The following is a 12,895-nucleotide window of genomic DNA, read 5'->3' as shown; positions in this document are numbered from 1 at the left end:
GCGCGTGATCACTGCGCCGACTCGGCCTCAGCATCGGCGGCCTTCTCTCGTTCCGCCTCCTCGATGTCGAGGCGCCGCATGAGGAAGCTGGCGAACGCCAACATCTCGTCGGCCTCGTCGCGGTCGTCCGCCTCGTCCGGACCATGAGCCCGAGGGTTGCGCAGCGCGCCCACCGCGCCCATGAACAGGAAGTGCATGCCCTTCCGCTCGCTGTCCAGCGAGCCTGGGCTTGTAGACCGGGTCACCTTGATCTTCGGTGAATCGCCCGCCAGGGCATCGCTCATCAGCCTCTCGCCGACCGCACGGCTGCCGAGCAACGTCTGTACGCGGTACTCCACTGCCCTGTATGCACTCATCACTGCGTCGTTGTACGAGCCTTGGGCGTACCGCTCGGCAGCGACCTTCGCGATCAGGGGGTGCAGGACGCACTCGACCGTCAGCGTCTTCGGTGACTCCTCGGCGGGGGCCGGGATTGCTGGCGTTCCTGGCGGCCAAGCCGCCAGGTTGTGCGGCGCGGGCTGAATCGAGAAGGGCCGATTGTCGGCCTCGGACCGCTCAGGTCCCAGCACCCGCTCGCCGATGCGCCAGTAATCCTCTAGCGTCTGCACGTCAGCGAACGGGCGAATGCCACGGTCGAAGTTGAGGGACCAGTCCAGCGTGTCCGGCTCGATGCTTCCTCCTCGGAAGCAGATTTCATGTTGCCCGAGCGCGGCGGCTTCGAACGTGTTCTGCCTGAGGATCTTCGCGGCCTTCGAGCGCGCCGGTAGGTTGCGTGCCATGTCTCCGGGCTGCATCCACGGCAGCTCACCGCGGTCCGAGGGCAGCCAGGCAGGTTCCATGCCGGCCGCTTTCCTCACCAGGCTGATGAATTCGTCGATGACCGGTCCGGTGTAGCTGCAGTTTGCTGCGCCAGCGAGGGTCAGGATCAGAATCTGCGATCCATGCGGCAACTGTGAGAGGTCGGGGGCAAGTCCGAGCAGGAGTGCGGGGCACAGCTGCTGTACGACGTCCTCGAACTGCAGCTTCTGTGCGTACAGCTTCCGATCGATGTCGTCGAATGTCGGCCAGTAGTGGTGCTCGGTGAAGTGTTCCCATATGGCCTCAAGAAGGACGTAGCCCTCTTGTCCCGTTGGGCGCGGCATCCCCTCCGGCACATTGGTCCGACCGTTCACGTGCTGCCCCCCAGCATCCGAGCCTGAACAGTGCCCGCAGATTACAACCGCGCAACCGGTTGACGGGGGTGGGGGCGTACACGCAGCCGGCCATCCATGACCCGTACAGCAGGCCGTGCTTGTCGGAGTCCAGCAGGTTGTCCCTCGCGGCCCTGCACGAATCCTCGTCGGGCGTCTTGCCGATGGCCTGGATGTTGTCCCGGGCCTCACGCCCTGCCTTCTGCGAGGAGTTCGTGCGCTCCTGCCCAGTGGGCGCTGCGGGCTTCGAGCTGCAGCCGGACAACAGCAGGATCACGCCAGCGGTGACGGCTGCGGCCGCCACTTTCCCCCTGATCGACACGGCCCGGAAGGCTATCAGCCGGGGCCGGATTCGGCGCCCGGCTGAGCCGTTGGACTATATGGGGCCGTTTCCGGGGGGTTATCGGCGTCCGTCAAGGCGGTCGTCGTGGATGTGTCCGGCCACGGCGGCGAGCTGGTCGGGGTCGGCGAGTTCGGTCAGTCCGTGGACCGCGGCGTCCATGCGGTCGGGGCTGTCCATGCCGACGACCCAGGTGACCATCTGGTCCTCCAGGGCGACGTGGGCGCCGACGTGGTGGACCAGGCCCTGCTCGTACAGCTGCGCGATGGGTTCGGCCCGCAGACGCTTGCCAACCTTGGCGGTGACTTCGAGGACGCGGGGCATGAGGGCACCGTTGGTGGAGCTTTCGCGGCGCAGCTGCTCCCACGCCTGGGAGAGGACCTGCCTGGCCATGTCGCCGCCGTAGTTCGACTCGACCACGATCGCGTCGGCCTTCAGGGCGAGGGCGAGGAGGCAGGCGGTGCGGCCCCAGTCGTTCGCGCCCATGCTTCCGGAGCGGTCCTCGATCACGTACAGGTGGCCGTCGAAGCCGCGGGCGGCGCCGATGATGCCGGTTTCGTCGCCGATGGCGGACTCTCCGCCGGCGGGGTCGACGGCGACGATGACGCGGGCCATGTTGAGGCCGCCGAACTGGATGGTGGTGAGCCGGTGGTTGTTGATCCAGGCCCGCTGCCAAACGCCGCCCTCGGGCGGACGCGGCTTTTGCTGGTAGAGGGCGGCCCAGACGCGCTCGCCGACGCGGCGGCGGGTGGTGGCGTGGTGCTCGGCGTTGAAGCGTTCGGGCCACAGCGGCTCGCCGAGCTTGCGGCCGAGCGGGTCGGTGTCGCTGTCGGCGAGCGCAGGCAGGTCGATGATCTTCCATTCGTTGGCTTGGGCGTCGGCGAGGATGCGTCCGGCGAGGTCGTCTTCGTTCCAGCGGGTCTGGATGACGCAGATCGCGCCGTCGGGTTCGAGGCGGGTCTGCAGGACGGACTGCCACCATTCCCAGGTCTTGCGGCGCATGCTCGGGGAGTCGGCGGAGGCCATGTCCTGCACGGGGTCGTCGACGAGGGCGATGGTGGCGCCCTTGCCGGTGAGGCTGCCGCCGATACCGGCTGCGACGAGGCCGCCCTGGTGCCCGGCTATGTCGAAGCGCATCGCGGCCCGGCTGGAAGGGTTGAGGTGGATGCCGAGTTCGTCGCCCCATGTCTCGATGGCGTCGCGGATCCACCGGGAGTGCTCCTCGGCGAGGTCTCCGGAGTAGGAGGCGATCATGATGCGGCGGTCGGGGTGCTGGCGCAGGTACCACAGGGGCGCCCAGCGGGAGGCCCGGCGGGACTTGCCGTGCCGGGGCGGCATCGTGATCATCACGGGGTCGGCGCGGCCCTCGGCCATGTCGATCCACGCCTGGTCGATCAGGTGCAGGTGCCGGGCCTGCATCTCGCGGCGCTCGGTGAGAACCGCGGCGAGCGCGCCGGGCGAGGCGTCCATGGCGATGGTGCGTTCGATGCGGGCGAGCTGGACGCGCAGCTCGGGTGATGCCTTGGCGGCCGTGGCGCGGCGCTGCGGCGGCGGCTTGGAGCGGTAGGCGGCCAGCAGCTTGGCCTCGCGCTCGCTGCCAGTGCTCTGACCGGATAGGTTCGCGGGGTTGGGGCCGGGGCTGGTCTGGCACCCGTGAGGCTGCCATCTTGTGATCATGAGAAGGCAAGTTTTGGAGGCCGGCCAGATTGATCGTCCGGCGCTGGTCTTGGTGCACGGTGCTGGCCAAGGCGCGCGGATGTGGCGACGTCAGATGGGAACGTTGTCCGACTGCTTTCACGTCGTTGCCCTTGATCTGCCGGGGTTTGGCGGTAGGCCGGGCCCGTTCAGCCTGGCGGCGGCAGTCGAATCCGTCACCGAGGTCGCCCGGCAGTTACGGCCGGTTCACCTGTGCGGCCACTCTCTTGGGGCGATCGTGGCGGCACGGGTTGCAGCTGAGACCCCGGACCTGGTTGCCCGGTTGGTTCTGTCCGGTGGGCCTGAGATCGCACCAGGCAGGACGTCGGCACAGCGGCTTCGGGTCGAACGGCATCGCCCCGGCTGGCTGGTCCGCGCGATCTCCGACCTTCCCGATCGGGCCGGGTGGATCGACATACTGGACGCTCTGATAACGAGCGACCTCGCCGATGTGCTTCCGCAGATTGCCGCGCCCACGCTCGTGCTGTGTGGGAAGCGGGATCGCGCCAGCCTGCCGGATGCTCGACGGACCGCGGCGGCTATCCCGGGAGCCCGTCTGTTCGTGGTTCCGCACGCCGGGCATCTCTTGCCCATGACGGCGCCGCATGCATTCAATGCCATCGTCCGGGGGTTCTTTGCCCCCGAACGGCAACAGACGCATTGAGGGCGTCATGGACAGGCTGCATCACGCGGCTTTGAGTGATCTCCCACCCCAGCGGACACCCTTCTCGCTGCGGATGCGGGCGCGTTCCTTGCGTTGGGCGGCGAGTACGTCGGGGTGACGGGCGTGAGCGTTGCGCCAGCGCAGGTAGCGGTGCAGTGCCCGGGTCTGCGCGGGGTGGCTGCGGTGGTGGGAGTTGGCGAGGGTGAACTGCCGCAGCGGGCCGAAGCAGGCCTCGATCGGGTTGGCCCAGGAGGCGTAGGTCGGGGTGAAGCACAGCTCGACCTTGTTCTTCTTCGCCCAGCGGCGGATGTCCTGCCCGGTGTGGGCGGAGAGGTTGTCCAGGATGATGTAGATCGGGGCGCCATCCGGGCGGGCGGCGCAGATCGACTTCAGCGCGGCCAGGCTGTTGGCAGTGCCTTTGCAGTGACGGTCGACGCCCCAGAGGGTGTCGTCGCCGACGGAGTGGCAGCCATGGAAGTAGGTGACGCCGTGGGTGCGGCGGTAGGTCGCCGGCAGGCGGTTGGGCTTGCCCTTCCTGGCCCAGCACGAGCCTGCGGTGGGCCGGATCCCCAGCGGCCCGAACTCGTCGAAGGCGAAAACCCGGTCCGGGGAGCGGTCCAGCACCTCCCCGATCCGGTCGAGCTTGGCGTCGCGGTCGGGGTCGGGTGACTCCTTCCATGTCTTGGTGCGCTGGAAAGTAATGCCGCGGCGCAGGAGCAGACACCGTAAGGCTTCACGGCCGATCCGGATGACGCGTCCGTGCACGCGGCGCAGGTAGGCGGCGAGTTTGCGGATCGACCAGCGGGTGAAGGGCTGGCCGAGCTTGGCCGGGCGGGTGGTGGCCGTCTGGATGACGAAGTCCTCGTCCTCATCGCTCAGCAGGCGGGGACGGCCTCCCGCCCACTGAGGGTCCAAGCAGGCCAGGCCGATCTCGTTGAACCGGTGGATCACCTCCCGCACCGTGTCCTCGTCGGCCTGGACCAGCTGCGCGATCACCGGCACCCGGTTCCCGCCGGCCGAGGCCAGCAGCATCATCGCGCGCCGGTAGCGCACCGAGCTGGTACTCCCCCGGCGCACGATCTGCTGCAGCTTCTGTCCTTCCTGGTCGGTCAGTCGGCGTACACGGACAGGCTCGGCCACTCGCACCCCCAGCGATCGAAACGAACGTGACCGCCCATCCAACCGCCCCAGCCACCAACCCGGCGAACCTTCCCGGTCACAGCACTAGTCGTCGGAGCCACGGGCGGCCTCCTCCGATATGCCGATGAGGGCTTCCAGCTCGTCGAGGGCGATGGCGGTCAGCTCGCTGCCCTCGGCGGCCGGGGTGACGATCTCGGTCTTGTTGGGCCGGTCGAGGCCGTTCATGCGGGCGCGGCGCTCCATGATGCGAAGCGCGCGGTCGATGGCGGGCAGGTCGCGCGGGCTCGGCTTCTCGCCGGTCCGCTTCCGTCATGGTGTGGACGCTGCCGCAGACCGCCGACCGGCTCAAGAAGAAGACCGAGCTGAAGCGGACCACCGCCCACGAGTACGAGCGCGACATAGAGCATCCTCCGGCGGTCCCCGGCGCGTTGGAGACGTTGAAAGCCCAGCTGACCGGGCGCAGCCGCTTGGGCTGCACGATGTGCTGGTTGTAGACCGGCGCCATGGGCGCCAGGGCGGGCCAGCTCGCCGAGAACGTGTTCGCCGACGTAGTCCTCGAACGGCGTCCACCGCGTGGCGCGAGGCGCCGACCGGCAACCCGGAAGAGAAGAAGGACGGGCCCGCCGGCGGGCGGTGTGGACCGCGGCCCGCGACGAGTACCTGGCCGAGCGGAAGAAGCTGCAGCGCGTTGGGCAGGCTCGGTGGCTGAAAGCCACGTCAAGGGCAGGGCGCGGGGTGACCGATGCCCAATGCGCGAGCTGCGGTGTGCGGATCTCCCCGCCTGCGGCGGCCATGGCCTTCGCCCACTGAAGTGGTTCGCGGCGGCGACGACCGCGTACTCGGCGTTGAGGGCTATGCGGCCCTGGTCGTCGATGACGACGCTGCCAACATCTGCCGCCACCTGTGACACTTCAGCCGCTGCGCCCGCTGTGGGTCTTCGCCATGTTCGTTGTCGCGATCTCCCCCGCGCCAACCTGCCGCAGATGAAGACCCGGTTCGCGGCGTCGGCGGGCACGGGCACGCCGGCCGCCGTCCACTCCTCGCGCTCGGCGGCCTGCTTTTCACGCCAGGCCCGCAGCAGCATCACCGAGTCCCGGTTCAGCTTGATGTCGCGCACGCTGTCGGCCTTCGGGTCGTCCTCGTGCACCTCGTACGAGATGGACACCAGCTGCTTGCCTGAGAGGGTTTCCGCAGACGGCCCGCAGCGTCGCGTTGGACCGGCCGGCGTTGATGCGGTCGATGTTCGAGCGGGTCTTGGTCCGCTCGCGCTGCCGCACCACGCCGTCACAGAGACCCCGGTCGGCCCTCGGGCGTACCATCGAACGTGTGAGCGACACCAGCGACATCCCGGAGCCGGAAAGCGCCGACCCTAGTACGCTCCTGCAGTAACCACTGAGATCACCCGTTGGCGGCAGCAGGAGGCCCAGGCCCTCAACGTTGCGAGTGCCCGCGCACGCCGACGGCGGCCCGGATCACTTCCACGGCTGAAGAGCGCGCCACGCCCCCTGGGTGGCCCTGCCGTGGTGTACGCAAGTGGATGACTCCACACACGTGTTGTGTCTGCGCTACCCCCCGACGCAGGACGGCAAATCAGCCGTCCGGCATCTCTACAAGAGATGTGTCAGAAACAACGAGTTCGCCGAACCCCGCGCGCAACGGCGCATGCCCCCAGCTCGCATCCGAACGGCGCGCGAGTACGGATAACCCTCCGAAGTTCCAAGTGGACCTCCCCCCAGGAGCCACCCGAGATGACCGAGCGCGTCGCTGTCGCCGTTCTGCACCTCCTTCACATCCTGGCTGCCCATGCCAGCCGGCCATGCACCGAGGCCGCAGACAGCCGGTAGGGACGGGCGCCCGCTGGCCCTTCTCGGCCCTTCGAGGTATGACAGATCGCCACAATCACCCGCAACACGCTCCACGCCCTACGCACGGGGGTCTCACCACACGTGATCCGCTTCGCCTTCGCCGGACGCTGCTCCACCGAGGACCTTCAAGATCCCGAAGCCTCCCGAAACTGGCAGCTCACTCGCGCCCAAGCCCTGATCGAACCCGCAGGGGGCCAGATCGTCACCGAGTACTTCGACATTGGCCACAGCCGCTCCCTGCCCTGGCAACGCCGCCCCCGCGCCAACGAACTCCTCCAAGCCCTCCGCAACCCCAACCGCGGCTTCGACGCGGTCGTCATCGGGGAGCCGCAGCGCACCTTCTACGGCAACCAGTTCGGCAACACCTTCCCCGTCTTCGTCCACTTCCGCATCCCGCTCTGGGTACCGGAGGTCGGCGGACCCATCGACCCGGACAACGAGGCCCACGACCTGGTCATGTCCGTCTTCGGCGGCATGAGCAAGGGAGAACGCAACCGCATCAAGATCCGAGTGCGCACCGCCATGAGCTCCCAGGCCCAGCTCCAGGGCCGCTACCTCGGCGGGCGACCACCCTACGGCTACCGGATCGCCGACGCTGGACCCCACCCCAACCCCTCGAAGGCCGCCGCCGGACAGCTCATCCACAAACTCGAACCCGACCCCGACGCCGCACCGATCGTGCAGCGGATCTTCACCATGTACCTCGACGGCATGAGCGACAAGGCCATCGCCGCCCAGCTCACCCGCGAAGGCATCCCCTGCCCCTCCGCCCACGACGCCGCCCGCAATCCACACCGCACAAAGACCGCATGGCAGCAAGGCGCCGTGCGCGCCATCCTCATCAATCCCCGCTACACCGGCTACGAGATCTGGAACAAGCAACGCAAGGAAGAACGCCTCCTCGACGTCGACGACGTCACCCTCGGCCACACCACCCGCATGACCCACAACCCCACCGAGGAGTGGATCCGCTCCAACGAACCCGCCCACGAAGCGATCATCAGCCCCAGCCGGTTCGACACCGTCCAAACCCTCCGCAGGCAGCGCGCCCGCAACCAGGGACGGCAAGAGCGTGCCAGCAAGCAAGGCGCACGCCCCTACGCCCTGCGAGGACGGGTCAGGTGCAGCCTCTGCGGGCGCAAGATGCAGCCCGCCACCATCCGCAACCACGTCTACTACCGCTGCGAATTCAAAGACCAGGAAGCCGCCCTCTACCCCGACCTCACCCACCCGCGCACCATTAACCTACGCGAAGACATCGTCTGCCACGTCCTGGACCCGTGGATCGCCCGGGCCTTCGCCCCCGACCGGCTCACCGCCACCATCGAAGCGCTCACCCTCGCAAGCGCGGCAGCAAGCACGGCGGAGACCCATACACCCGAGCAGGCGCAAGCCCGCCAGGCGATCAAGGACTGCGAGCGACGTCTCACCCGCTACCAAGCAGCCCTCGAAGCCGGAGCCGACCCAGCCGTCGTCACCCAGTGGATCAACGACGCACAGCGAGACAAGGAAGCAGCGCGACAGAAGCTCGACGCGCTCCCCACCGTCACCCGAAAGAACGAACCCCCACTCAACGCACAACAGATCCGGCAGATCACTGAGAGCCTTGGAGACATTGCACAGCGCATCCAAACGGCCAGCGCCGACAAGAAGGGCCCACTCTACGAAGCCCTAGGCATCACAATCAGCTACGAACACGCAACGAGGACCGCGACCGTTAGGTCGAGGCCCTCGTCACCGTATCGTCAGTGGTTGTGTCCGAGGGGGGACTTGAACCCCCACGCCCGATAAAGGGCACTAGCACCTCAAGCTAGCGCGTCTGCCATTCCGCCACCCGGACTAGGTGTCTGCCGCCTGGCCGGGGGTCCTCCCCGCGGCGACAGGGACAACAATACCAAGGTTTCGGAGCGCCCTTCACCTGCGTATTCCGGGTCACGGGCGGGGCCCGGCGCATTCTCACCCAACGTGATCGAGCGATTGCGTAATCATACAAGCCCAGGTCAGCGGGAGGCCGAAGGGGAGCCGGGCGCCGGCGTGGAAGGTGCGGCACCCGGCCGGGCCTCATGGCATCAGCTGGTACTCCGGGAAGTTCCCCGGCAGCCGCTCCCCCGCCGGTCCCTGGGTCACCGCGCGCACGAGCAGATCGCCGCCCACGAAGGCACCGCGCCAGGACGCGCCGAAACCGCCGAACAGTTCGTCGCGGTCGCCCCGGGAGCGGGGTTTGCCGTGGCCCACCTTGAAGGCGCGGATCTGCGGGGCCAGGCGGTCGTAGGTCTCGCGGTCGTCCGTCGACAGCGTCGCGACCAGGGCTCCGTTCGACGCGTTCATCGCCGCCAGCAGCTCCGCCTCCGTGTCGACCAGGACGATCGTGTCGACCGGGCCGAACGGTTCCGCGTGGTGCAGCGGGGAGGACGGGGGCGGGTTGAGAAGGGTCACGGGGTGGACGTAGGCGGAGATGTCCTGGCCCGGCAGGAAGCGCGCGTCCGCCGCCCGGCCCCGATGGAGGGGGATCGCGCCGCGGTCGATCGCCTCGGCCACCTGGTCCGCCAGCTCCTTCGCCTTGGCGGCGTTGATCAGCGGACCGAAGTCCAGCTCCGGACAGGGGTCGTCGCGCTTCTCCACCGCGAGGGGGTGCCCGATCCGGACCCGGCGGACCGCCGGGAGGTACGCGGCCAGGAACTCGTCGAACAGGGACCGCTGGACGACGAAGCGCGGGTAGGCCGTGCAGCGCTGTTTGCCGTAGTCGAAGAGCTTGGGGACGACCGCGGTGAGCGACTCCCAGTCCGAAAAGTCCCAGATGCCCCAGGTGTTCAGGCCCTCCTGTTCGAGGATGTGCCGTTTGCCCAGGTCGGCGACCGCGGTGGCGACCGCGGCGCCGGTGTCCCGGCCGCCGACGAAGGAGACACAGCCGATCTCGGGGGCCCGTACGAGCGCCTCCGAGAGTTCGCCTCCGCTGCCGCTGACGAGGGTGACGGGGATGCCCTCGCGCGCGGCGAGCGCACAGGCCAGGGTGAGGCAGGCGACGCCGCCGTCGGTCGGGGTCTTGGCGATGACCGCGTTGCCCGCCAGGGCCTGGACCAGCAGGGCGTGGACCAGCACGCTCATCGGGTAGTTCCAGCTCGCGATGTTCGACACCGGGCCGTCCAGCGGGGGCCGGTCACCGATCATCGGTTCGATTCCGTCGACGTACCAGCGCACGCCGTCGATGGCGCGGTCCACGTCGGCCTGTGCGAGCCGCCAGGGTTTGCCGATCTCCCAGACGAGGAGCAGGGCCAGCAGTTCGCGGTGTTCCGTGAGGGCGTCCAGGGTCGCGGCGACCCGGGCGCGGCGTTCGGGCAGGGGCAGCCGGCGCCAGGCGCGGTGCTGGTCCAGGGCGGCGCGCACGGCTCGGCGGGCGCTGTCGCGGTCCAGGCGCGGCGGGCCCGCGATGGGGCTGCCGTCGACCGGGCTGGTGGCGGGCAGGGCCCGGCCGTCCGCCTGCCAGGAGGAGTCCCAGAGGTTCAGGACACGGTCGTCCCGGAAGGCCTCGGGGGCGACGGCGAGGCAGCGCTGCCAGGCGTCGGACCAGGAGGTACCGGATTTGAGGGTGAGGGTGGGTGCCATTCGATTGCTCCGCTCTCGGTGCACAGTCGGGGGCGGGTCGTGCATGGCTCGTCTCGTGTCACACGTACACGATGAGGATGTCTGTCTGTCCCTTGTACGAGTCCGTGCGGACAAGGCTGTATGACCATGTCCGTACGGGTCGGCGAGTACGACGCTAGCGAGGCGCCGCGACGCCTGTAAGTGACCTCGCATCAACTATGAGTGACGTCACGCTCGGCTTCCAGCAGGGTGAGCACCAGGCGCGCCGTCTCGGTGGGGGTGTCGCCCACCTTCACCCCTACCCCTTCCAGTGCTTCCTTCTTCGCCTGTGCGGTGCCCGAGGAACCGGAGACGATGGCACCCGCGTGGCCCATCGTTCTGCCCTCGGGCGCGGTGAAGCCCGCGACATAGCCGACGACCGGCTTGGTGACGTGGTCGCGGATGTAGGCGGCGGCCCGCTCCTCGGCGTCGCCGCCGATCTCGCCGATCATCACGATCAGTTCCGTGTCGGGGTCGGCCTCGAAGGCGGCCAGGCAGTCGATGTGGGTGGTGCCGACGACGGGGTCTCCGCCGATGCCGACGCAGGTCGAGAAGCCGATGTCCCGCAGTTCGTGCATGAGCTGGTAGGTGAGCGTGCCGGATTTCGACACGAGGCCGATGCGGCCGGGCCCCGCGATGTCCGCGGGGATGATGCCGGCGTTGGACTGGCCGGGGCTGATCAGACCGGGGCAGTTGGGGCCGATGATCCGGGTGCCCTTGCCCCGGGCGTACGAGGTGAAGGCCACGGAGTCATGGACGGGGATGCCCTCCGTGATGACCACCGCGAGGCCGATGCCCGCGTCGGCGGCCTCCATGACCGCGGCTTTCGCGAAGGCGGGAGGCACGAGGACGACGCTCACATCGGCGCCGGTCGCTTCCCTGCCCTCGCGGACCGAGCCGAAGACCGGGGTCGCGCCCGGGGCACCTGCCAGGTCGCTCACGCGCCCGGGGATCTCGAAGTCGACCGTGCGGCCCGCCTTGCGCGGGTTGACGCCGCCGACGACGTTCGTGCCGGCCGCGAGCATACGGCGGGTGTGTTTCATGCCCTCGCCCCCGGTCATGCCCTGGACGAGGACCTTGCTCTCCTTGGTGAGATAGACGGCCATGTCGGGCTCCTTCAGCCGGCGGTGGCGAGTTCGGCGGCCCGGCGTGCGGCGCCGTCCATGGTGGCGGCCTGCCGGACCAGCGGGTGGGCGTACTCGGCGAGGATCGCCCGGCCGCGGGCGGCGTTGTTGCCGTCCAGTCGGACCACGAGCGGCCTGGTCAGGGGGACCTCGTCCAGGGCCCGCACGATGCCGTCGGCGACCGCGTCGCAGGCGGTGATCCCGCCGAAGACATTGACGAGAACGGATCTGACGGCCGGGTCGGACAGGACGACGGAGAGGCCGTCGGCCATGATCCGGGCGGAGGCACCACCGCCGATGTCGAGGAAGTTGGCGGGGCGGCCACCGCTGCGCGCGACCACGTCGAGGGTCGACATCACCAGTCCCGCGCCGTTGCCGATGACACCGACCTCGCCGTCCAGTCTGACGTAGTGCAGGCCCTTGGCGGCGGCCGCCGCCTCCAGCGGGTCGTCGTGCGAGGTGTCCTCGTCGCCCCAACGGCTGTGCCTGAAACGGGCGTTGTCGTCCAGGGTGACCTTGCCGTCGAGGGCGACGACGGCGCCCTGTGCCGTCCGTACCAGGGGATTGACCTCCACGAGTACGGCGTCCTCGCGGACGAGCACGTCCCAGAGCCGTACGAGCACATCGACGCTCCGGGCCGGCAGTCCCGCGGCCTCGGCGATCTCGGCGGCCTTCGAGGAGGTGACGCCCTGCGCCGGGTCGACGGGTACGCGCGCCACCGCCTCGGGCCGGCGGGCGGCGACCTCCTCGATGTCCATGCCGCCCTGCGCGGAGGCGATCGCGAGGAAGCGGCCGGCCGCGCGGTCGAGCACATAGGAGACGTACAACTCCTGCTCCACGTCGACCGGTTCGGCCAGCATCACCGTGCCCACGGTGTGTCCGTTGATGTCCATCCCGAGGATATGGCGGGCCGTCAGTTCGGCTGCGGCCGGATCGGCGGCGAGCTTCACGCCGCCCGCCTTGCCCCGGCCGCCCGTCCTGACCTGCGCCTTGACCACGACCCGCCCGCCGAGCCTGCGGGCGATCTCCCGGGCCTCCTTGGCGGAGTCCGTGACCTCGGCTCTCGGGACGACGATGCCGTGCTTCGCAAAGAGTTCCCTCGCCTGGTGTTCGTACAGGTCCATCTCGGCTCCTGTCTGGAAAGTGCCGCACGCCCCCTGGACACCACCCACCGGATGCGGGATAACAAGCTTCATACAGTATTCGTCGACTGTATGCAATCTACCGCGAGTTTGTTCCCACCCCCTACGAAGGGA

General features: G+C 68.9%; 10 protein-coding genes and 1 tRNA gene. 3 read left to right on the top strand and 8 right to left on the bottom strand.

Translation table 11 applies throughout. The features are described from left to right. Window positions 1-8: 8 nt before the first annotated feature. Both ACFY2Z_RS24520 and ACFY2Z_RS24515 read right to left on the bottom strand, forming a co-directional pair. Window positions 9-1,172 carry a TIGR02391 family protein gene (locus ACFY2Z_RS24520; protein WP_390746245.1) on the bottom strand — a complete coding sequence of 388 codons (1,164 nt, stop codon included), beginning with the start codon at window positions 1,170-1,172 and terminating at the stop codon, window positions 9-11. 418 nt (window positions 1,173-1,590) lie between these two features. Beyond that, complete coding sequence (locus ACFY2Z_RS24515; protein ID WP_390746244.1) at window positions 1,591-3,207, bottom strand: terminase large subunit domain-containing protein; 1,617 nt, start codon at window positions 3,205-3,207, stop codon at window positions 1,591-1,593. Here ACFY2Z_RS24515 and ACFY2Z_RS24510 point away from each other — a divergent pair. After that, window positions 3,206-3,889 carry an alpha/beta fold hydrolase gene (locus ACFY2Z_RS24510; RefSeq protein ID WP_390746243.1) on the top strand — a complete coding sequence of 228 codons (684 nt, stop codon included), beginning with the start codon at window positions 3,206-3,208 and terminating at the stop codon, window positions 3,887-3,889. The two genes, ACFY2Z_RS24515 and ACFY2Z_RS24510, sit on opposite strands and share 2 nt — an antisense overlap. 21 nt (window positions 3,890-3,910) lie before the next feature. On the opposite strand, the gene ACFY2Z_RS24505 is transcribed toward ACFY2Z_RS24510, so the two are convergent. Together ACFY2Z_RS24505 and ACFY2Z_RS24500 are read right to left on the bottom strand one after the other, a co-directional pair. Further along, window positions 3,911-5,029: an IS630 family transposase gene (locus ACFY2Z_RS24505; RefSeq protein ID WP_390746242.1), complete on the bottom strand. Its 1,119-nt coding sequence runs from the start codon at window positions 5,027-5,029 to the stop codon at window positions 3,911-3,913. Window positions 5,030-5,113: 84 nt separating this feature from the next. Then, window positions 5,114-5,254, bottom strand: a complete 141-nt coding sequence (locus tag ACFY2Z_RS24500; RefSeq protein ID WP_390746241.1) for a hypothetical protein — start codon at window positions 5,252-5,254, stop codon at window positions 5,114-5,116. An 86-nt stretch (window positions 5,255-5,340) separates the two neighbouring features. Between ACFY2Z_RS24500 and ACFY2Z_RS24495 the strand changes: the two genes are divergently transcribed. Together ACFY2Z_RS24495 and ACFY2Z_RS24490 are read left to right on the top strand one after the other, a co-directional pair. Then, window positions 5,341-5,523: a hypothetical protein gene (locus ACFY2Z_RS24495; protein WP_390746240.1), complete on the top strand. Its 183-nt coding sequence runs from the start codon at window positions 5,341-5,343 to the stop codon at window positions 5,521-5,523. Between the two features lie 1,452 nt (window positions 5,524-6,975). Beyond that, the gene (locus tag ACFY2Z_RS24490) at window positions 6,976-8,685 is read left to right on the top strand and encodes a recombinase family protein (protein ID WP_390746239.1); all 1,710 of its coding nucleotides are present in this window, start codon (window positions 6,976-6,978) and stop codon (window positions 8,683-8,685) included. Here the strand turns inward: ACFY2Z_RS24490 and ACFY2Z_RS24485 are convergent. The 4 genes from ACFY2Z_RS24485 to sucC all read right to left on the bottom strand — a co-directional run bounded on the left by ACFY2Z_RS24485 (window position 8,650) and on the right by sucC (window position 12,763). Continuing rightward, window positions 8,650-8,734: transfer RNA gene (locus ACFY2Z_RS24485), tRNA-Leu, on the bottom strand. The two genes, ACFY2Z_RS24490 and ACFY2Z_RS24485, sit on opposite strands and share 36 nt — an antisense overlap. A gap of 221 nt (window positions 8,735-8,955) precedes the next feature. Then, a complete protein-coding gene (locus ACFY2Z_RS24480; protein WP_390746238.1) occupies window positions 8,956-10,497 on the bottom strand; it encodes an aldehyde dehydrogenase family protein in 1,542 nt (513 codons plus the stop codon). A 191-nt stretch (window positions 10,498-10,688) separates the two neighbouring features. After that, on the bottom strand, window positions 10,689-11,621 hold the full coding sequence (gene sucD / locus ACFY2Z_RS24475; protein ID WP_390746237.1) for a succinate--CoA ligase subunit alpha: 933 nt from the start codon (window positions 11,619-11,621) through the stop codon (window positions 10,689-10,691). An 11-nt stretch (window positions 11,622-11,632) separates the two neighbouring features. Continuing rightward, window positions 11,633-12,763, bottom strand: a complete 1,131-nt coding sequence (gene sucC, locus ACFY2Z_RS24470) for an ADP-forming succinate--CoA ligase subunit beta (RefSeq protein ID WP_390746236.1) — start codon at window positions 12,761-12,763, stop codon at window positions 11,633-11,635. Between the last annotated feature and the right edge of the window lie 132 nt (window positions 12,764-12,895).

This window comes from Streptomyces sp. NPDC001222 (assembly GCF_042896945.1).
In the GTDB taxonomy this organism is placed as follows: Bacteria; Actinomycetota; Actinomycetes; order Streptomycetales; family Streptomycetaceae; genus Streptomyces; species Streptomyces gibsoniae.
This window is presented reverse-complemented; position numbering and strand designations above follow the sequence as displayed.

Coding starts and splice junctions, on each gene's coding strand:
- ACFY2Z_RS24510 (WP_390746243.1), top strand. CDS start 3,206: ATGAGAAGGCAAGTTTTGGAGGCCGGCCAGATTGATCGTCCGGCGCTG.
- ACFY2Z_RS24515 (WP_390746244.1), bottom strand. CDS start 3,207: ATGATCACAAGATGGCAGCCTCACGGGTGCCAGACCAGCCCCGGCCCC.
- ACFY2Z_RS24500 (WP_390746241.1), bottom strand. CDS start 5,254: ATGAACGGCCTCGACCGGCCCAACAAGACCGAGATCGTCACCCCGGCC.
- ACFY2Z_RS24495 (WP_390746240.1), top strand. CDS start 5,341: ATGGTGTGGACGCTGCCGCAGACCGCCGACCGGCTCAAGAAGAAGACC.
- ACFY2Z_RS24480 (WP_390746238.1), bottom strand. CDS start 10,497: ATGGCACCCACCCTCACCCTCAAATCCGGTACCTCCTGGTCCGACGCC.
- sucD (WP_390746237.1), bottom strand. CDS start 11,621: ATGGCCGTCTATCTCACCAAGGAGAGCAAGGTCCTCGTCCAGGGCATG.
- sucC (WP_390746236.1), bottom strand. CDS start 12,763: ATGGACCTGTACGAACACCAGGCGAGGGAACTCTTTGCGAAGCACGGC.